The sequence below is a fragment of the Zhenhengia yiwuensis genome (genome assembly GCF_014384995.1).
In the GTDB taxonomy this organism is placed as follows: Bacteria; Bacillota; Clostridia; order Lachnospirales; family Cellulosilyticaceae; genus Zhenhengia; species Zhenhengia yiwuensis.
Genome location: NZ_JACRSY010000031.1, coordinates 16,388 through 36,875, shown reverse-complemented (window position 1 = coordinate 36,875; position 20,488 = coordinate 16,388). Strand labels below are relative to the sequence as shown.

At 35.7% G+C, this 20,488-nt stretch carries 15 protein-coding genes and 1 pseudogene; 12 read left to right on the top strand and 4 right to left on the bottom strand.

Annotated elements, in window-relative coordinates:
- Positions 1-144 (top strand): annotated as a pseudogene (locus H8718_RS15535) (IS30-like element ISEnfa364 family transposase); the annotation flags it as partial.
- A gap of 81 nt (positions 145-225) precedes the next feature.
- Here the strand turns inward: H8718_RS15535 and H8718_RS15530 are convergent.
- Both H8718_RS15530 and H8718_RS15525 read right to left on the bottom strand, forming a co-directional pair.
- Positions 226-1,167 (bottom strand): 2-hydroxyacid dehydrogenase, encoded by a 942-nt coding sequence (locus H8718_RS15530; RefSeq protein WP_249333610.1) that lies wholly within the window; start codon positions 1,165-1,167, stop codon positions 226-228.
- Between the two features lie 54 nt (positions 1,168-1,221).
- Positions 1,222-2,043 carry a MerR family transcriptional regulator gene (locus H8718_RS15525; protein ID WP_249333609.1) on the bottom strand — a complete coding sequence of 274 codons (822 nt, stop codon included), beginning with the start codon at positions 2,041-2,043 and terminating at the stop codon, positions 1,222-1,224.
- A gap of 102 nt (positions 2,044-2,145) precedes the next feature.
- On the opposite strand from H8718_RS15525, the gene H8718_RS15520 reads away from it, so the two are divergent.
- Positions 2,146-3,876, top strand: a complete 1,731-nt coding sequence (locus tag H8718_RS15520) for an ABC transporter ATP-binding protein (protein ID WP_249333608.1) — start codon at positions 2,146-2,148, stop codon at positions 3,874-3,876.
- Positions 3,873-5,633, top strand: coding sequence for an ABC transporter ATP-binding protein (locus H8718_RS15515; RefSeq protein WP_249333607.1), 1,761 nt, complete (start codon positions 3,873-3,875; stop codon positions 5,631-5,633). The genes H8718_RS15520 and H8718_RS15515 overlap by 4 nt, the downstream gene beginning before the upstream one ends.
- Before the next feature lie 196 nt (positions 5,634-5,829).
- On the opposite strand, the gene H8718_RS15510 is transcribed toward H8718_RS15515, so the two are convergent.
- On the bottom strand, positions 5,830-6,633 hold the full coding sequence (locus H8718_RS15510) for a TPM domain-containing protein (RefSeq protein WP_249333606.1): 804 nt from the start codon (positions 6,631-6,633) through the stop codon (positions 5,830-5,832).
- A complete protein-coding gene (locus H8718_RS15505) occupies positions 6,630-7,202 on the bottom strand; it encodes a LemA family protein (RefSeq protein WP_249333605.1) in 573 nt (190 codons plus the stop codon). Before H8718_RS15505 ends, H8718_RS15510 begins: the two co-directional genes overlap by 4 nt.
- Positions 7,203-7,355: 153 nt before the next feature.
- On the opposite strand from H8718_RS15505, the gene H8718_RS15500 reads away from it, so the two are divergent.
- The 9 genes from H8718_RS15500 to H8718_RS15460 all read left to right on the top strand — a co-directional run bounded on the left by H8718_RS15500 (position 7,356) and on the right by H8718_RS15460 (position 20,312).
- Positions 7,356-8,768 (top strand): carbon starvation CstA family protein, encoded by a 1,413-nt coding sequence (locus H8718_RS15500; protein WP_249333604.1) that lies wholly within the window; start codon positions 7,356-7,358, stop codon positions 8,766-8,768.
- Positions 8,769-8,890: 122 nt separating this feature from the next.
- On the top strand, positions 8,891-9,523 hold the full coding sequence (locus H8718_RS15495; protein ID WP_177668717.1) for a pentapeptide repeat-containing protein: 633 nt from the start codon (positions 8,891-8,893) through the stop codon (positions 9,521-9,523).
- 218 nt (positions 9,524-9,741) lie between these two features.
- Positions 9,742-11,271, top strand: coding sequence for an alkaline phosphatase (locus H8718_RS15490; protein WP_249333603.1), 1,530 nt, complete (start codon positions 9,742-9,744; stop codon positions 11,269-11,271).
- A 104-nt stretch (positions 11,272-11,375) separates the two neighbouring features.
- The gene (locus H8718_RS15485; RefSeq protein ID WP_249333602.1) at positions 11,376-12,509 is read left to right on the top strand and encodes a YibE/F family protein; all 1,134 of its coding nucleotides are present in this window, start codon (positions 11,376-11,378) and stop codon (positions 12,507-12,509) included.
- 67 nt (positions 12,510-12,576) lie between these two features.
- Positions 12,577-13,356: a histidinol-phosphatase gene (locus H8718_RS15480; RefSeq protein ID WP_249333601.1), complete on the top strand. Its 780-nt coding sequence runs from the start codon at positions 12,577-12,579 to the stop codon at positions 13,354-13,356.
- 468 nt (positions 13,357-13,824) lie between these two features.
- Positions 13,825-14,847: a LacI family DNA-binding transcriptional regulator gene (locus H8718_RS15475; RefSeq protein ID WP_249333600.1), complete on the top strand. Its 1,023-nt coding sequence runs from the start codon at positions 13,825-13,827 to the stop codon at positions 14,845-14,847.
- 15 nt (positions 14,848-14,862) lie between these two features.
- Positions 14,863-16,176, top strand: a complete 1,314-nt coding sequence (gene xylA, locus H8718_RS15470) for a xylose isomerase (RefSeq protein WP_177668708.1) — start codon at positions 14,863-14,865, stop codon at positions 16,174-16,176.
- A 9-nt stretch (positions 16,177-16,185) separates the two neighbouring features.
- On the top strand, positions 16,186-17,709 hold the full coding sequence (xylB, locus tag H8718_RS15465; protein ID WP_249333599.1) for a xylulokinase: 1,524 nt from the start codon (positions 16,186-16,188) through the stop codon (positions 17,707-17,709).
- A gap of 11 nt (positions 17,710-17,720) precedes the next feature.
- Complete coding sequence (locus H8718_RS15460) at positions 17,721-20,312, top strand: glycoside hydrolase family 3 protein (protein WP_249333598.1); 2,592 nt, start codon at positions 17,721-17,723, stop codon at positions 20,310-20,312.
- Positions 20,313-20,488: the final 176 nt, after the last annotated feature.

Sequence of the window (20,488 nt, the reverse complement as noted above, 5' to 3'; positions counted from 1 at the left end):
TTTCCTAAAAGTATGGATATAACGGATACTCCCGATAATGTCATTCAAGAAAAAGTATTAGAGTTAAATAAACGACCTCGTAAATGCTTAAACTGGAAAACACCCTATGAAGTATATTACGAAAAGGTGTTGCACTTAACTTGACAATTCGCCAAAATAGAAAGGCTAGCCTACTTATCCATCTAATAGAAGGAAAATAAGTAGGCTAGCCTTTTTAGTAATGTTTTAGATTATATTTGTAGGTGAACCATTTAAATAATTTAAAATGTTATTAAAAACAATAACTGCTCTTTTTTCTAAAGCTTCTTTAGTTGCAAAGGCAACATGGGGTGTGACGATCGTATTGATGCTATGAAGTAGTGGATGATCAGAAGGAACTGGAGGTTCCATTTCAAATACATCAATCCCAGCACCTGCAATTTGATGACTATTAAGGGCATCAGCTAAAGCCTGGCTATCTACTACTGGGCCTCTTGCTGTATTAATGAGAATAGCATTTGGCTTCATCAGTGCAAGCTTTTGGGCATTAATAAGGTGTTTTGTATGGGCATTAAGTGGAACATGAAGTGAAATGATATCACATGTTTGAAGAAGTGTATCAAGGTCTGTATAAATAAGGCCTGTATTTTCTTTTACTGTACGACTATAAGCATAGACTTCACATCCAAAAGCCTTAGCAATATTTGCAGTGCGAAGGCCGATAGCACCTGTTCCGATGATACCAAACTTTTTGCCTTCAAGTTCAAAACCTATAAGGCCATCTTTAGTACCACTTTGACGTACTACTTCATTGCAAGACAACATATTTCTATAAAGTGTTATAATCATACCAAATACTAGGTCACTTACAGCAGCATTAGAGTAGCCTGCACAGTTGCAGATGGTAATACCTTTTGCTTTGCAAGTGTCTACTGCAATATGGTCTACACCTGTAAAAGCAACAGCAAGCATTTTAAGATTTGGACATCCTTCAATGACTTCACTGTTAAGAGGTAGATTAGATACAGCAATAATATCAGCGTCTTTACCACGTTTAATAAGTTCCACTGTGTCTGTTACACGCGTGTCATAATAAATAATTTCTACTTGGTTACCTAAGGTAGCAGTTGCTAAATCAAGGAGTTTTTCCTTGGCAACACCTAAAGGTTCAATAATGACTAGTTTCATTTCACTCATCCCTCTTTACTTTAATTAATATATAAAATTATAGCATAAATCTATTTAATGTTTAATTTCTACCATGATCTGAGTAACAAAATCGTTAGGGTTTTGGGAAGCTAGATCATCTAAGAGGTATTCCTCATAGAAGAATTCACCAATCTGAAGGTGATGGGCTTTGACAAACGCTAAGACTTTTTTATAGGTTTCATGTAAAGTTTCATAGGTTCCATGATGATAGGTAATAGCATAGAGTCCTTTAGGCTTAATGATAACAGAAGGGATAGTAGCATCATAAGTTTTGGAATAGAGACTTGTAAAGCAGTTTTGGAGTCCATTTGCTACATCTGCTACTTTAATAAGAGAGCCAAAAGCATCATGATTGCTTAGTTCATGTTTATTACAGAACTGAATATACTCAAGCATAAAAGTTGAAAACTCTTTATGTGTTGCAGAATTTAAAGGAGAACTAATAATAAGATATTCTTCTTCTTGTTCTTCTAGAATGGTTTTAGCATGTTCTGTCTGGAGGGCATGAGTAATATGGTCAGTAGCCATAGTAAGATGACTACGAATTTTATTTAGTTTTTTTATAAATAGATCTACTTCATTAAGTTTTTCATTAAGTAAATGGGTATAAGTTGTTGGTGTACGTGTATCAAGATAAGTTTTAATGTCTTTAAGAGGCATATTCAGCTCTTTTAAAGTAGCAATCATATTAAAGGTATAAAGCTGACGGTAAGAATAATAGCGGTAGCCGTTTTCCTCTGTAAGAGTAGGAGAGAACAGCCCGATTTCATCATAATGAAACAAAGTTTGCTTTTTCACACCACACAGTTTAGCGAATTCACCTGTTGTAAAATGATTTTCAATTTTTTTGTTCATGAGTACAATCTCCTCTTGACTATATGGTTACCGTATAGTTTACCATACTATAATAATGAAAACCATGAAAAAGACAAACATTAACAAAAAGGAGGTATAAACATGAAACTTATTTTAAGCTATTTAAAGCATTATAAACTTTTAGTGCTACTTAATATAATATCTGTTTTCGGATTTGCACTTGTAGAGCTTGGAATACCAACCATTATGGCGAAAATCATAGATAATGGTATAGCCACTAATAATACAACTTATATTTATCAAATGGGGATAGTCATGGCTGTTATTTCAGTTGTTGGTGTATTAGGTACCATATTGCTTGGATATTGCTCTTCTAAAATATCTTCTAGTATAACACGCGATATTCGTAATGATATTTTTAGAAAGGTACAAGATTTTTCACATAGTGAATATGACGCCTTTGGTGTTTCTTCTATGATTACAAGAACAACAAATGATGCTTTTCAAATTTTACAGTTTACAAACACTTTACTTAGAACAGCTTTGTTAACGCCTATTATGTTCTTAGTAAGTTTGGTCATGATTGTAAAGACGAGTTTAGCCTTATCAGGGGTATTAGCTATTACAGTACCTTTCATTATACTTGGAGTTATTGTCATTGCTAAACTGTCAGGGCCACTTTCAGAGACTCAGCAGAAGAGATTAGATAAGCTGAATCGTATTTCTAGGGAGAATTTAACAGGTATTAGGGTTATTCGTGCTTTTGGTAATGATGATCATGAGAATGAAAGATTTGCTCATACGAATGAGGATTATGCAGGAGTATCTAAAAAGTTACATAAGCTTATGGCTGCTTCTCAGCCAACCTTCTTCTTCCTTTTAAATTTAGCTATTATTGCAATCTTCTGGGTTTCTAGTCAGATGATTAATGTAGGCATATTACAGGTAGGAGAACTTGTAGCTTTTATTGAATATTTATTCCATGCTATGTTTTCTATTATGCTCTTTTCAATGGTATTTATTATGTATCCAAAAGCGCAGGTATCAGCTAACCGTATTCAGGAACTTTTAAATGCTAAGCCACTTATTGTAAGTCCAGAAAATGGTGTAAAAGAAACAAAAGAACAAGGATTAGTAGAGTTTGATCATGTAACTTTTACTTATCCAGATGGAGAAGAGCCAGTACTTCGTGATATTAGCTTTACTGCGAAAAAAGGACAGACTGTTGCCTTTATTGGAAGTACAGGAAGTGGAAAGAGTACACTGATTAACCTGATTCCAAGATTTTATGATGTAACAGAAGGTTCTATTAAAATCGATGGTGTAGATGTAAGAGATTATGACCTTAAAATTTTAAGAAATAAGATTGGCTTTATTCCTCAAAAGACAAGACTCTTTACAGGAACTATTGCTAATAACATTAAATTTGGTAAAAAAGATGCTACTCAGGAAGAAATCAAACATTCTACAAAAGTGGCACAGGCTTATCCATTTATTAAGCGTAAACCTAAACAGTTTGAAGAACCGATTAGTGAGGGTGGGGCTAACATGTCTGGAGGACAGAAGCAAAGGCTTTCTATTGCAAGAGCGGTGGTGAGAAAGCCAGAAATTTATATTTTTGACGATAGCTTCTCTGCACTTGACTTTAAGACAGACGCTACACTTCGTGCCAAACTAAAAGAGGAAACAGAAGAATCTGTAGTACTTATCGTAGCACAAAGAATTGGTTCTATTTTAGAAGCAGATAAAATTATTGTCTTAAATGAAGGAGAGGTAGTGGGAATAGGAACACATAGTGAGCTCCTTAATACTTGCCAAATTTATAATGAAATTGCTTTATCACAGCTTACAAAGGAGGAGTTAATGCAATGAAAAAACTATTTCCTTTCTTAAAGCCTTATTTAGCACCTTTTATAGGCGCAATCCTATTTATTATTTCAGCTGCGGTTATTAATGCCATTACACCAAGAACAGAAGGGCTTATTATTACTAAGCTTACAGAAGATGTACTAGCGATGAGTAAAGGCCTAGAGGGCGCAGGTATTAACTTTGCCTATATTATTAAGGTTCTTATTGTGTTAGGGATACTTTATTTAATAAGTACTTTATCTACTTATGCAGCGAGTTTTTTCTTAACCAATGCGATTCAAAATACAATGAAAGATTTAAGAAATGCTGTACAGAATAAAATAAGAAGACTTCCTATCAGCTACTTCGATAAAAATAGCTATGGGGATGTGCTGAGCCGTATTACAAATGATATTGATACCATCTCTAATGCAATGCAGCAAAGCTTCAGCCAGGTTATTAACTCAGTATTATCATTAACATTGGCATTAGGTATGATGTATGTCATAAACGTAAAGATGGCTTTAGTAGCAACACTTATTATTCCTCTTAGTTATCTTGTCTCTAAGTTTATTGTAGGAAAGTCTCAAAATCTCTTCTATAATCAGCAACAGGCACTGGGAAAACTTAATGGGGCTGTACAAGAAATGTATACAGGCTTTAATGAGATTAAATTATATGGTAAACAAGAGGATTCTATAGAAGAATTTGAAGCGATTAATGAACAGCTTTGCCAGACAGGTTTTAAGGCACAATTTATCTCAAGTATTATGTCACCACTTGTATCCCTTGTAAGTTATTTAGGTATTGCTGCTATAGGTACAATGGGGGGAATCTTCACTCTTGCAGGGGCTCTTACAGTAGGGAATCTTCAAGCTTTTATCCGTTATATCTGGCAAATTAATCAGCCTCTTTCACAAATTACGCAGCTTTCTTCAGCTATTCAGTCAGCTTTTGCAGCGGCAACTCGTGTATTTGAATTTTTAGAAGAACAAGAAGAAGTAAAGGATCCTAAAGATGCAGTAAAACTTACTCATGCTAAAGGTAACGTAAGCTTTGAGCACGTACGATTTGGATATAAAGAAGATACACCACTTATTGAAGACTTAAGCCTAGAAGTAAAAAGTGGTCAGATGGTTGCTATTGTAGGTCCAACGGGTGCAGGTAAAACGACGCTTATTAACTTACTTATGCGTTTTTATGATGTGCAAGGTGGTGCTATTAAAATAGATGGCGTAGATATTCGTAAGATGAAACGTGAAGATTTAAGAAGCCTCTTTGGTATGGTACTTCAAGATACATGGCTTTATAAAGGTACTATTGCAGAAAATATTGAGTATGGAAGATTTGGCGCAACAAGAGAAGAGATTATACAGGCAGCAAAGATTGCCAATGTACATCACTTTATTAAAACACTTCCAGATGGCTATGATATGCTTCTTAATGAAGAAGCTTCAAATATCTCTCAAGGAGAAAAGCAGTTACTCACCATAGCAAGGGCTATTTTAGCTGACCCAGCTATTTTAATCTTAGATGAAGCAACAAGTTCTGTTGATACAAGAATTGAACTTATGCTCCAAAAAGCTATGAGAAATGTTATGAAGGGACGTACAAGTTTTGTTATTGCCCATAGACTTTCTACCATTCGAAGTGCTGATTTAATATTAGTCATAAATGAAGGAAATATTGTAGAAAAAGGTACACATGAAGAGCTTATGGCGCAGGGAGGCTTCTATGAAACACTTTACAATAGTCAATTTGCCAATAAAGAAGCCCAATAAGCACATGAAAAATATGGAAAAGGTAAATTTTTGAAAAAGGGGTTTATTTTTGCGTGGAAGTTGTTATAATAAATAACGAAATACCTAGTTGCTGGTACCACTAAGTATTTTTAAGAGCATACCTATAATGTTCACACAGCATTTAAAAAGACACTACAGTTTTGTAGTGTCTTTTTCTATTTAAAGTAAGAATGATTTACCAACTTCCAGAAGAACCACCACCACCGGAGGAACCACCTCCGAACCCGCCGAAACCACCTCCACCAGGGCCACGTCCATTCCGATTTCCGGGGCCACCTTGTCTATTATAGAAGGAATTAATAAAGAGAATTTGCATAATAGTACTTAAGATACGCCCTCTGTTCAAAATTAAATCCATAGCAATCAGTATAAAAACAATCCAATACCCTAAGATATTTTGTCTGTTAGAAGTACCAGGAGAAGTAGGGGCATAAGAAATATTTAAAGATTTATCTAAGGTGACACCATATTCCATAGCAATTGTATCACATACGGTACTGTAACTTGCAAGCAGGCCTTCACTGTAGTTCCCTTGAATAAAAGAAGAGCGTGCAAGATCTGTCATAATACGATTAGTAAGGGCGTCAGGAACTACACCTTCTAATCCTCTACCTACTTCAACACGCCATGTTTGATCCTTTATAGCAAGTAGAATAAGTAGGCCATTATCTTGGCCTTTTTGACCAATTCCCCAACCTCTAAAAAGTTTTAATGCATAATCCTCAATAGGAAGACCTTCCGTAGAGTTAATAACAGCTATAATAGCTTGAGCACCTGTTTTAATCTCAAGTTCATAACCTATTGAAATAATTCGATTTGCAGTTTGTTCATCAATCGTATCAGTGTAATCATTGATGTATTTGGCATTAGTAGGAGAAGGAAGAGTAGGGGCTCCATAAACTAATGTTTTAGAAAGTATAAGAAAGAGGAGCAAGTAAGAGAGAAGACATTTATAAGATTTAAAATTACGTCTTATCATGAGTTAGAAAAATCTACTGTAGGTGCAGTCTGAGCACCTGCATTTGCTTTATAAAGTGGTCTTTCAGGGAAACTAAAAATAGAAGCAATAATATTACTTGGAAATCTTCTCCTCTTAGTGTTATAGGCTGTAACGGCTGTATTATAGTCTTGACGTGCAATAGCAATACGATTTTCAGTACCTTCTAGCTGAATGGAAAGGTCTTTAAAGTTCTGATTCGATTTAAGGTCAGGATAGCGCTCGACAATAAGAAGTAATCGAGATAAAGCATTAGAAAGCTCACCATCGGCCTCAGCTTGTTCAGTAAGTGTAGTAGCACCAGCTAAGCGGCTTCTAGCATTAGCAATATTAGTGAAAATTTCTTTTTCTTGAGAGGCATAGCCTTTAACCGTATTAACAAGATTTGGAATTAAGTCCATACGACGTTGAAGCTGTGTTTCTATATTAGCTTCGGCACTATTAACAGTTTGATCTAAATTAACAAGTGTGTTATAACCACCTATAACTGGAATAGCAATAATACCAATAATAATAAGTAAGCTTATAATAACTTTCGTAGCTGATTTCATAGTATCAAAACTCCTTTCGTTAATGTTTTTATTATGCGTCAGTAAGAGATTTATTATAGAAAAAAATAAGTTAATCTTTTATAGATTTTAGACATAAAAGGTTAGATAAGATAATAGGATTTCATAGGATAGTCTTAAGAAAGGGGAGATTTAATGATTACTTTTCTTGTTTCACTTGCATTACTTATTGGGGGATACTTTGTTTATGGTAAGTTTGTAGAAAAAGTATTTAAGCCCGATGATAGACCTACACCAGCGACTGTTATGGAGGATGGTGTAGACTTTGTACCTATGAAAACTTCTAATATTTTTCTTATTCAATTACTAAACATTGCAGGACTTGGACCTATTTTTGGCGCTATACTAGGAGCATTGTGGGGCCCCGTTGTTTTCTTATGGATTGTATTTGGAACAATCTTTGCTGGCGCAGTACATGATTATTTATCTGGAATGATTTCTCTAAGGCATAATGGTGCAAGTATTTCTGAAATTGTAGGGATCTATCTTGGTAAGTTTATGAAGTTTGTTATGCGCATTTTTTCTGTTGTATTACTTGTATTAGTAGGAACAGTTTTTATGACAGGACCAGCTGGACTTTTAGCTAGGCTTACTCCTGATCATCTTAATGTAACATTTTGGCTAATTGTCATTCTTATCTATTATTTCTTAGCAACCCTTCTTCCTATTGATAAGCTTATTGGTAAAATTTATCCTATATTTGGTATTGCACTGATTATTATGGCGATTGGTATTGGCGGCGGTATTATATTCCAAGGCTATAAAATTCCTGAATTAACACTAACTAATTTACATCCTGATAAACTACCTATTTGGCCACTTATGTTTATTACAGTAGCATGTGGTGCTATTTCTGGATTCCATGCTACACAATCTCCTATGATGGCACGTTGTATAAAGAGTGAAAAAGAAGGTCGTAAAGTCTTTTATGGTGCTATGGTAGCAGAAGGTGTTATTGCACTTATTTGGGCAGCAGCAGGTGTAGCTTTTTATGGTTCAACAGGTGGACTTAATAATGCACTGACAGAACTTGGTTCACAGGCAAGTGTAGTTTATGATATTTCCTTTAAACTTTTGGGGCCTGTAGGTGGAGTACTAGCCATGATAGGTGTTATTGCATGCCCCATTACATCTGGCGATACAGCTTTTAGAAGCGCACGTCTGACACTTGCTGATTGGATGGGAAAAGAGCAAAAATCTATGAAGAGTAGATTACTTTTTGCTGTTCCGCTTTTAGCAATTGGCGCACTTCTTTCACAGATTGATTTTAATATCATATGGCGTTATTTTTCATGGTCTAACCAAACCTTGGCTATGATTGCACTTTGGGCAGCAGCAGTTTACTTATTTAAGAATAAATTACCACATTGGATTGCTACAGTTCCGGCAACCTTTATGTCTGCTGTTTCTTGTACGTATATTTTACAGGCACAAGAAGGTTTTAAACTGCCTATTACGATTTCTTATCCATCAGGTATCATTTTTGCTCTTGTATGCCTAGGTATTTTCCTTTACACTACAGTTTTTCGTGCACATAAACAAAAATAAGATAAAAGAAACGGTAGAAGAGGCTTAGAATCTATAGGTTACAACTTGACTTTATAGGTTATCCTATATAGTATGAAAAAGAAAAATAAATAAATGCTAGGCTAAGTCTGGCAGGAGGATAAATGGAACTTAATTTTAAAAGTACACAGAAGCTAAATAAAAACTTTATGTATAATAACCTAACAAGAAGCAATTGTTTTGCAGTAGATTTTGGTGGTTCTAACTTTGATTTTACAAGTTTAAGAGGCGCTCATTTTAAATCATGTAATTTCTTTGGATGTAGCTTTAAATCAGCAGAATTTGTAGGAACAAACTGTAAAAAGAGCAAATTTAAAAATGCTAAGTTTGAGGGAACTCTTTTTGAAGGTGTTAACTTAAATGGGGCAGACTTTAGAGGGGCAACTTTTAAAAATGTTATTTTTGTGGGCACAGATTTAAATGTAGCTAATAACTTAGACTTAAATGCTGAAGGTATTACTATCTATGAAGCAATGCCAGAGCTTGAGATGAGTAGTGAACTTGAAGAGGCACTTAAGTTAGCTATGGAGAATCAATATGTAAAGGCCTCACGTGTTTTAGATACAAAGGATGGGGGTATCCATACCGTTAATGTGATGCGCCTTTTAGAAATCTTTGATGAGAAAGCACTTATTAGAGGGTTTAAAATTATGACACCACGTCTTGATAAAGATTTTTGTACATTAAGTTATATTATTAAAACCCTAACAACTTATAAAGAAGCTGGGCTTCTATAAGGAGATTAAGAGCGAGAAGGGTAAAATAAGGATATCGAGAAAACATAAAAGGAGAAGAAGTTGTCCGAGTAGGTGGCAGCTTCTTCTCTTTTTATAGATAAATATTAAAGGATTTTACATAGAGTTAATACAAAACTAATGTTTATCTAATATAGATTTAATTTTAATCCCTTATGATTTGATTGAAATTCAAAGATTAAAACAAAAGGGGAATGAAAATGAAATTAACAAAGAAATTAGTTGCAGTATTAATTGGTGTAGTTGTAATGGGGACTTCACTTGTAGGCTTTACTTCAATGGAAGCTAAATCAGTAGCACAAGTAGGTGCAGCAAGTACGACAACTCAGAAAGCACAGTACAAAAAACCTAAATATATCTTTACATTTATTGGAGATGGTATGTCTTATGTACAGCTTAACGCAGCTAATATCTATCAAGGGGTAACAGAAAAAGGTGATTTAAATCTTGGTAATTTAGCAGTATCAGAATTTCCTGTAGTAGGTTCAGCTACGACACAAGATGCTACATCATTCTGTCCAGATTCAGCCTCTACAGCAACAGCTATATCAAGTGGTGTTAAGACACATAGTGGTGTAATTGGCTACAATGCAGATAAACAAACAAAACCTGAAAGCATTACAGAAAAACTTAAAAAAGATGGCTATAAAGTAGGAATCGTAACAAGTGTATCTATTGATCATGCAACACCAGCTGCTTTCTATGCACATGTTGTATCAAGAAGTAATATGTATGATATAGCACTTCAACTTGCAGATAGTGGTTTCGATTACTTTGCAGGCGGTTCACTTGTACAACCAACAGGTAAAAATGGTGACCAAAGAGATGCTTTTGAAATTATAGAAGAAAAAGGCTACAAAATTGTAGATTCTAAAGAAGAAATTATGGCTTTAAATGATCAATCAGGCAAAGTTTATGCCATAAGTCCTAACCTTCAAGATTCACAAGCTATGACATATGACTTAGATGCGGATAAAGGTGAACTGAGACTTAAAGATTTTGTAGAAAAAGGTATTGATGTACTTGATAATGAAAATGGTTTCTTCATGATGGTTGAAGGAGGTAAGATCGACTGGGCAGGCCATGCTAATGATGCAAGATCTAACATTGGTGATGTTATTGCATTAAATGAAGCGATAGAGGTAGCTGTAGACTTTGCAAATGAGCATCCAGAAGAAACACTTATTATCGTAACAGGGGACCATGAAACAGGTGGTATGACAATTGGGCAAGCAACAACAGGTTATAATACAGCCTTTGATATTTTAGAAAATCAAAAAATGAGCTACGTAGAATTTGATAAGCTTATCGGGGACTATAAAGCGAGTACATCAGCAGATAAGGCAAAACTTGAAGATCTACTTCCAATCATTAAAGAAAACTTTGGTCTTGTAACAAGCAAAGATAAAGATGCAGCTAAAAATCCAGCACTTGTTTTAACAGATTATGAATACAAAAAACTTGAAAATGCTTTCAAAGAAACAATGAAAGCACAAGAGGATAGAGCACAAGGTGAGCAGCAGACTGCTCTTTATGGTGGATATGAACCACTTAGTGTAACACTTACACATATCTTAAATAATAAAGCAGGTATCGGCTGGACTTCATACGCTCATACAGGGGTACCAGTTCCAGTTTATGCAATGGGCCAAGGTCAAGAGCTCTTTAATGGTTCATATGACAATACAGACATCTTTAATAAACTTGTAGAAATCTGTGGTCTTAAGTAAAATTTAATGAAACTAAATAGATAATAAAAGGTGGTGGTGAAAAGTGAATTTTGTCCACCACCTTTTTAGCTCGAGATAATTAAGAGAGGATAGGTTACTAGAAAATGATACAAAAATATTTAAAAAATAAAAATGTAATTTTTTCATTAGTATGTTTAGTGGTCATAGGCATACTACTTATGGTACCTACAGGTTTTGAAAAGCAACTTTATGTCAATGCAGAAAATGTAAAAGCTAAGGTAGTTGAAACGAATGAATCTACTGTTTATAATAACGGACTTTTAAAACAAGGAAGTCAGGTATGTATGGTAGAACTCTTACAAGGTAATCATAAAGGAAAAGTAGTAGAAGCTGTTAACTTTTTAAATGGTAAGCTAGAGTTCGATAAAATGTTTGCACCAGGAGATAAGGCACTAGTACTAGTGGAGCAAGATGAGCAGGGAAATATTCTTTTTGTAAATATGTTGGATCATTACAGACTGAACGTAGAGTTATTGATTGTGCTGGTTTTTATGGGTGTTTTAATATTATTTTCAGGAGCAACTGGCCTGCGAACTATTATTTCATTTGTATTTAGTCTTTTATGTATATGGAAGGTACTTATACCTCTTTTATTAAAAGGGTATCATCCTATGCTTGTAGGACTTTGTATAGGTGTAACGATGGCAGTAGTAACTTTAATTTTAGTGGCAGGTTTTACAAAGAAAGCTTATTGTGCCATATTAGGATCAGGTGTAGCTTCGATTATAACCTGTTTACTGGCAGTAGGTTTTGGTTATTTATTTAGAATAGATGGGACAGTTATGCAGTGGTCAGAATCATTGCTTTATGCAGGCTTTGAGCATCTTAATTTAACCCTTATTTATCAAGCATCTATTTATCTAGCTTGTTCAGGCGCCATGATAGATTTAGCTGTAGATATTTCAGCAGCATTAGATGAAGTAGTAGAAAAAAAGCCAGACCTTTCAGTAAGAGAGATTCTACAGTCTGGTATGAATATTGGAAAGTCTGTAGTAGGCTCACAGGCTACAACACTTTTACTTGCCTATATGGGAAGTTTTATTGCAGTCATGATGGTATATATGGCACAAGGTACACCTATGATTAGTATTTTAAACTCCAAGTCTATTGCGTCAGAGGTTCTACATACTTTTGTAGGCTGTATAGGATTAGTTATTGTATCTCCAATTACAGCGCTTATCTGTAGTTATATTTATAAAAAGAAGAAGGAAATTTAATTGACTCCCATTATGGTGTATAATAATTAAAAAAGCATATTAAAAAATAGATTAGAGGGGTTATAAAATGAAAAATTATCATACACATACTTATAGATGTAAGCATGCAGTGGGAACTGTAGAAGATTATGTACAAGCAGCTATAGAAAATGATGTACAAGTACTGGGGATGTCTGACCATACACCTTTTCCAAATGATAGTCATTGGCTCAAGGTACGTATGGCATATGAGGAGCTTGAAGCATACTGTAAAGAAATAGATGAAGCCAAAGAAAAATATAAGGAAATCAAAATCTTAAAAGGATTTGAATGTGAGTATTTGAAAGAGTACCATGAATTCTATAAAGAAGTGTTATTAGGACAACACGAAGCAGACTATCTTATATTAGCAGGCCATCAAATCTTTGGAACTTCTCCATGGAATTTGAGGGGAGAAGTAAAAAGTTTAAAAGAAGAGTTAAGACTTTATGCAGATTATCTTGTAAAAGGCATGGAGACAGGCCTCTTTACTTTTGTAGCCCATCCTGATGTATTTGGAACTTTTTATTTAAATTGGGATGAAGAAGCTCTAGCTGCCTCTAAATATATTATAGAAGCGGCAAAGGCTTACCATATGCCACTTGAAGTGAATGGATATGGTCTTCGTAAACCAGAAATTACAACAGAGCAAGGTGTAAGACGTATGTATCCACTGCATGGCTTCTGGGAATTAGCAGGTCATTATGATATAGAGGTACTCGCTAATTCAGATGCACATAAGCCATCTGATATTATCTCAAATATTGAAGAAGGATATAAGATTGCAAGTACATATGGACTTCATAAAAAGTTTGAGATAATAAGATAAGAAGAAAAAAGATTGCTGGATGCGTTAATTTTTTCGAGTTATTTTCACCCTTAGGGGCTATGCATAGAAGCTCTCTATTCTGAGGGCTATGCAAAAAGCTTATAAAAATAAAGGATAAGCGATTACTTTATTTCATACATCTACCACACTAAAAGTCATTCTAAAGAGCTGCCATTAAGGGGGAGGCAGTCTCTTTAGGATGGCTTTTTTTGTTCCTCAGGTGAGTAGAAAAGGATAATGAGGTAGCATACTTTAAAAAGTGTGCCTGTGTGCATTGGTTTGTAAGAAAGTAATAGTTTTATAACAAATTAGATAGAATATACGATTAATATGCAAGAAAAAAGTGATATTTGTGAGTTTTATACAAAAATTAATTGACGTTGAAAAAATAGACGATTACTATTAAGGTAAGAAGTGTGCTGGGGCACACCGTTAGCAAGGAACTCAATACAGGGAGAGGGATGAGAGATGGCAGTAACCATTAACAAAATCGCTGACCTATGCGGTGTATCAAGGGGGACTGTAGATAGGGTGCTTAATAACCGTGGTAGGGTAAAAAAAGAAACCGAAATAAGAATTAGAGAAATAGCAAATCAATTAGGCTATACCCCTAATATGGCAGGGAAGCAGCTTGCTATAAGGAAAAAGGCTCTTACAATAGGACTGATCCTCATTGCGGAGGGCAATGCTTTCTTTGATGATGTGATAAGAGGTGTGCAGAGTGCTGAAAAAGAATTACAAGACTATGGTGTAACAGTGCAGATTAAAACAATGAAGGGCTATAATGTTTACAGACAGCTTCAACTGATTGATGAAATAAAAGATAAGGTAGATGCATTGATTATTAATCCAATTAGTGTACCTGCTATCGCGACTAAGATTGATGAATTAGTAGAGGATGGTTTATGTGTGATTACAGTAAATACAGACATAGAAAATAGCAAACGACTGTGTTACATAGGAAGTAATTATACAAGATGTGGACAGACAGCTTGTGGTGTGTTAGGGCTTTTAACAGGAGGTAGAGCTCATATAGGCATCTTAACGGGTTCAAATAAAGTACTTGGTCATAATGAAAGAATAAAGGGATTTAAAGAAGTTTGTAAGAAAAAATATCCTGATTTTAAGATAGTAGGCTATGGAGAGACGGAAGATGATGATATTAAAGCCTTTGAAGTGACGAATAAACTTTTAAGCGAACATCCTGAAATGGATGCCATTTTTGTGGTAGCAGCAGGGGTGTATGGTGTGTGCCGAGCAGTTCTTTCTTTTGGGCGGGAGCATGAGATTACGATTATTTCATGTGACAGTATTCCTACTACTATTGAAATGATGAAGCAAGGAGTAATTAAGGCTACAATTTGCCAACAGCCTTTTATTCAAGGCAATAAGTCTGTGCACACAGCTTTTAATTATCTTGTAAGTGGAGAAGTACCAGAGAACAAACAGTTCATTGTACAAAGTGAAATTAAAATAGTGGAAAATTTATAAATGGGGGTTATTATTATGAAAAGTTATTTTGAAGATATGCCAGTAATTAAGTATGAGGGGCCGGATTCTAAAAATCCTTTTTCCTATAAATACTATGATGCTGAAAGAGTGATTAAAGGCAAAAAGATGAAAGAGCATTTAAAGTTTGCTATGAGTTACTGGCATACTATGTGTGCAGGGGGTGCTGATCCTTTTGGGGGAGTAACCATGGATAGGTCCTATGGGGAAACAGAACCGATGGCAATCGCAAAAGCTAAAGCAGATGCTGCCTTCACATTTATGAGTAAGATGGGCATTGAATATTTTTGTTTTCATGATGTAGATATTGCACCTGAAGGTACAAATTTTGAAGAGACAAGAAACAATTTTCATGAGATGGTAGCGTATATTGAAGGAAAAATGAAAGAAACAGGTATAAAGCTTTTATGGGGTACAGCAAATTGTTTTAGTCATCCAAGATATATGCATGGTGCGGGAACTGCTTGTCATGCAGATAGCTTTGCTTATGCTGCGAGCCAGATTAAAAATGCATTAGATGCAACGATTCGATTAGGTGGTCAAGGGTATGTATTTTGGGGTGGTAGAGAAGGGTATGAAACACTTCTGAATACAGATATGGGTTTTGAACTGGATAATATGGCACGTCTTATGCATATGGCCGTAGCATATGGTAGAAATCATGGTTTTACAGGTGATTTCTATATTGAGCCAAAACCTAAAGAACCTATGAAACATCAATATGATTTTGACACAGCAACAGTGCTTGCATTCCTTAGAAAATATGGACTAGATAAAGATTTTAAAGTGAACATTGAAGCAAATCATGCCACACTTGCAGGTCATACTTTTGAACATGAACTAGCGGTAGCACGTATTAATGATGTTTTTGGGAGTATTGATGCCAATCAAGGAGACCCGCATCTAGGGTGGGATACAGACCAATTTCCAACAGATGTACAAAGCGCAACTCTATGTATGTTAGAAGTGATTAAAGCAGGCGGTTTTACAAAGGGTGGTCTTAACTTTGATGCAAAAGTCAGAAGACCTTCCTTTGATTTTGAGGATATTGTCTATGCTTATATAAGTGGCATGGATACTTTTGCACTAGGTTTGATTAAGGCTTATGAGATTTTAGAAGATGGTAGGATAGAAAATTTTGTAACAAAGCGCTATGAAAGTTACACTTATGGTATTGGAAAGGAGATTGTAGAAGATAGGGCGACTCTTGAAAGCCTAGAAGCTTATATACTTGAAAAGGGTGAGACTAAAGTAGAAAGTGGTAGACAAGAATTATTAGAAAGTATTTTTAACACTATCTTGTTTAAATAGGAGGACAATATGAAGTATCTTTTAGGAATTGATATAGGGACATCAGGCACCAAAACAATACTTTTTGATACAGATGGAAATGTAGTGGCTTCTAGTACAAAGGAATATCCTCTTTATACCCCTCAAAATGGGTGGGCAGAACAAGATCCTATAGATTGGTGGGAGGCTACAAAAGATACAATTCAAGAAGTTGTGACATTATCAGAAGTAGAGAATGAGCAGATTGTAGGTATTGGCCTTTCAGGACAGATGCATGGCCTTGTCATGTTGGATGAAAAAGGTCAGGTGATTAGAAATGCTATTATTTGGTGTGACCAAAGGACGGCTAGGCAGTGTGAAGAGATTAATCGTTTGGTAGGCAAAGAAAGACATATTGAAATTGCAGCCAATCCGCCTCTTACAGGGTTTATGGCTTCTAAAATTTTATGGGTAAGAGAAAATGAAAGCGAAAACTATAACAGATGTAAGCATATGCTACTGCCTAAAGATTTTATTCGTTATAAGTTAACGGGTATATTTGCAACAGAAGTATCAGATGCTAGCGGAACAGGGCTTTTAGATGTGAGAAAACGTTGTTGGTCAGATGAAATTTTAGAAAAGCTTTCTATTGATAAGGAGTTTTTACCAAAGGTCTATGAATCGCAAGAAGTAACAGGGACTGTAATGGAGGAAGTAGCAGCACTGACTCACCTTAAGGCTGGTACGATTGTTGTGGGCGGAGCAGGAGATAATGCAGCGGCTGCTGTAGGCACAGGGGTAGTTTCAGATGGAAAGGCTTTTGTGACCATTGGAACATCAGGTGTAGTCTTTGCCCATACCTCACAAATCAATATTGACCCAAAGGGGGGAGTGCATACCTTTTGTGCTGCAGTACCAGGAGCTTGGCATGTGATGGGAGTTACACAAGCGGCGGGGCTATCTTTAAGATGGCTTAAAGATCAAATGTGTGAGGAAATAAAATTTCAGGCAGATGAGAAGGGGGAAGATGTTTATGAAATAATGACCCAAATGGCAAATCAGTCTCCTATAGGTGCACACAAGTTACTGTACTTACCTTATTTGAATGGAGAGCGTACACCTCATCTTGACCCAAATTGTAGAGGCGTATTCTTTGGTATATCGTCAGTACATACAAAAAAAGATTTTATACGTGCTGTAATGGAAGGTGTAACGTATTCTCTTAAAGATTGTCTAGGGATTATTTTGGAGATGGGCTATTCAGTAGATGAAATGATAGCATGTGGTGGAGGCGGTAAAAGTAGATTTTGGAGACAAATGTTAAGTGATAATTTTGACTGTAATGTTCAAACCCTAACTGCTGATGAGGGTCCTGCACTTGGTGCGGCAATACTAGCAGGTGTCGGAGCAGGACTATTTTCTTCAGTAGAAGAGGCTTGTAACAAGATTATTCATAAAAAATCACAGCAAGAACCTATTGTGGCAAATACAGAAGTATATGAAAAGTATTATAAAGCCTACCAAGGTTTGTATAGAACGCTTAAAGAAAATTTTAAAGACCTAGCTAAGTTATAGGAGGAAAAAGTATGATACAGTATCCATTTCAAGACAGCACACTCCATATTGAAGCAAGAATTCAAGATCTTATATCTAGAATGACTTTGGAGGAAAAGGTAAGACAATTAGATATTTATTCAAATAACGAGTTTAAAGATGACAAAGATGATTTTGATTTTGATAAGTTGATGGAAGTATGTGGGGATGTAGGTATAGGGTGTTTGCAAAATAGGTATTCAAGTGCTCATCTGAATAATAAGATTCAAAAAGCAGCCTTAGAGGCTTCTAGACTTCCTATTCCGATTTTATTTAGTGAAGAAGCCTTACATGGATTAATTTGGCCTGAGTGTACAGTCTTTCCACAACAGATTGCACTCGCTTCTACTTTTTCACCTGAGTTAGGTTTTAGACAAGGGCATGCTATTGCTAGAGAGTGTAGAAGCTTAGGTGTTCATGAAACATGGTCGCCGGTTCTGGACCTAGCACGTGACCCAAGATGGGGCCGTGTTGAAGAAGCTTATGGAGAGGATACATACTTAGCTTCTCGTTTTGCAGAGGAAATGGTAAGAGGGCTACAAGGTGATGACTTAAGTAGAAATGACACCATTATAGCTGAAGTTAAGCATTTCTCTGGTTATGGTGCACCTACAGGTGGTTTAAACTGTGCACCTGCTATGATGGGGAAACATGAACATGAGTTTTACTGTTTACCAGTATTTGAAGCAGCATTTAAAGCTGGAGCATTAAATACAATGTGTTCTTATAATTCTATTGATGGTATTCCAGTAGCTGGTGACCGTCATTTACTAACAGATGTATTACGAGGCGATTTCGGCATGAGAGGATTTGTGCGTGCGGATATGACAGCTATTACCATGTTACATAGATGTCATTATGTAGCACCAACGCAGCGAGAGGCTATTCGTATGGCGATTGAGGCTGGGGTTGATATGCAGCTTTATGATTTCTCACATGATTTTTACCAAGATACTTTAATAAGTCTTGTTAAAGAAGGAGAATTAAAAGAAGAGGTGGTGGATTTATCGGTTAGCCGCGTTCTAAGAGTTAAGTTTATGCTGGGGCTCTTTGAAAATCCTTATACAGATGAAGCGTTATCTAAGTCAGTAGTTCATTGTCAGGAGCATGTTGACTTAGCCCTTGAAGTAGCAGAAAAAGCAATTTGTCTTCTTAAAAATGCTCATCATACATTGCCACTAAAAAAAGATTTAAAAACCATTGCAGTCATTGGACCTAGTGTTGCAGTGCCACGCTTTGGAGATTATAGTGCACCAACAAAATCTTGCTTAGGGGCAGTAACCTTATTAGATGGCATTCAAGCGGTAGTGTCTGAAGATACAAAAGTTTTATATGCTAAGGGGTGTGATATTTTAGAATTTGAAACAATGCCTATTCCTGCTACATGGTTAAAAGATCATAAAGGTAACCCAGGTCTTAAGGCAGAATATTTCAATGCCCATAATTTTGAAGGTGAGCCAATTGTGATAAGAAATGATACACAAATTAATTTTAACTGGATTTATACAAAGCCTGCTGAAGGGGTAAATGCAGATAGATTTGCAGTAAGATGGACAGGTGTACTTGCGCCGACGCAAACATTTGAAGGCTCTATCGGTTTAAGCAGTATGGACAGTATGCGCCTTTGGATTAATGAAGAACTTGTTGTAGATGGATGGGGCGATAAAGAGGCCACCACAATGAAGCCGTTCTTCTTTGAAGCAGGTAAGGAATATAACGTCCAAATAGAATTTATAAATGATCAAAGAGGCGTAAGAGTAATCTTTGGTTATAATATGGGTAACGATGATATGGAACAGGCTGTTTTAGTGGCTAAACAAGCTGATGTAGCCATTGTGGCAGTGGGAGATAGTGAAGAAACTTGTGGTGAGAATTTAGATAGAGCAGATTTGAATCTTCCTGGAAGACAACTAGAACTCGTAAAAAAAATCTATGAAACAGGAACCCCCGTGGTACTTGTCCTTCAAAATGGACGTCCACTATCTATTACATGGGAAGCTGAACATCTTCCAGCAATTATTGAAGCATGGCATATTGGCGAACAAGGAGGTCATGCTCTTGCTAAAGTACTCTTTGGCGATACGAATCCAGCAGGGCGTTTACCAATTTCTTTTCCTAAATCCGTAGGTCAAATTCCAGTTCACTACAACCGTCGTCCATTTGGTGCAACAAAATATGTAGAGATGGATTGGAATCCTCTTTACCCATTTGGATTTGGTCTAAGTTACACAAACTTTGAATATAGCAATCTAAGACTGTCGTCAGATACGATTACAGCTGATGAGATTTTGGAGGTATCTATTGATGTAACCAATACAGGCACATGCTATGGTGAGGATGTTCCACAACTTTATATTCATGACAAATTTAGTAGTGTAGTACGCCCATATAAAGAACTTGCTGGTTTTGAAAGAATAGGTTTAGATTCAGGACAAACGAAGACAGTTACATTTAAATTAGGTGAAAGGCAACTTAGAGTTTTAAATCCTAAATTTGAATGGCTTGTTGAAAGTGGTGAATTTGAAGTAATGGTAGGTGCACATTCACAAGACTTACCTCTTAAAGCTACATTCTGTGTAAAATAAATTAATTAAGTTTTTAAAAGCTAGGACATAGTCATTACTTAAAAGTAGAATGATATTATTCTAGTTTTTTTGTAGATAAAGTAAAATGTTATAAAAAAATATGTAAAAAAGTAATATTGAAAGGTGTTTACAATATCAGAGAACGTATGCACAATCTGTATCGTATAAAATGTATA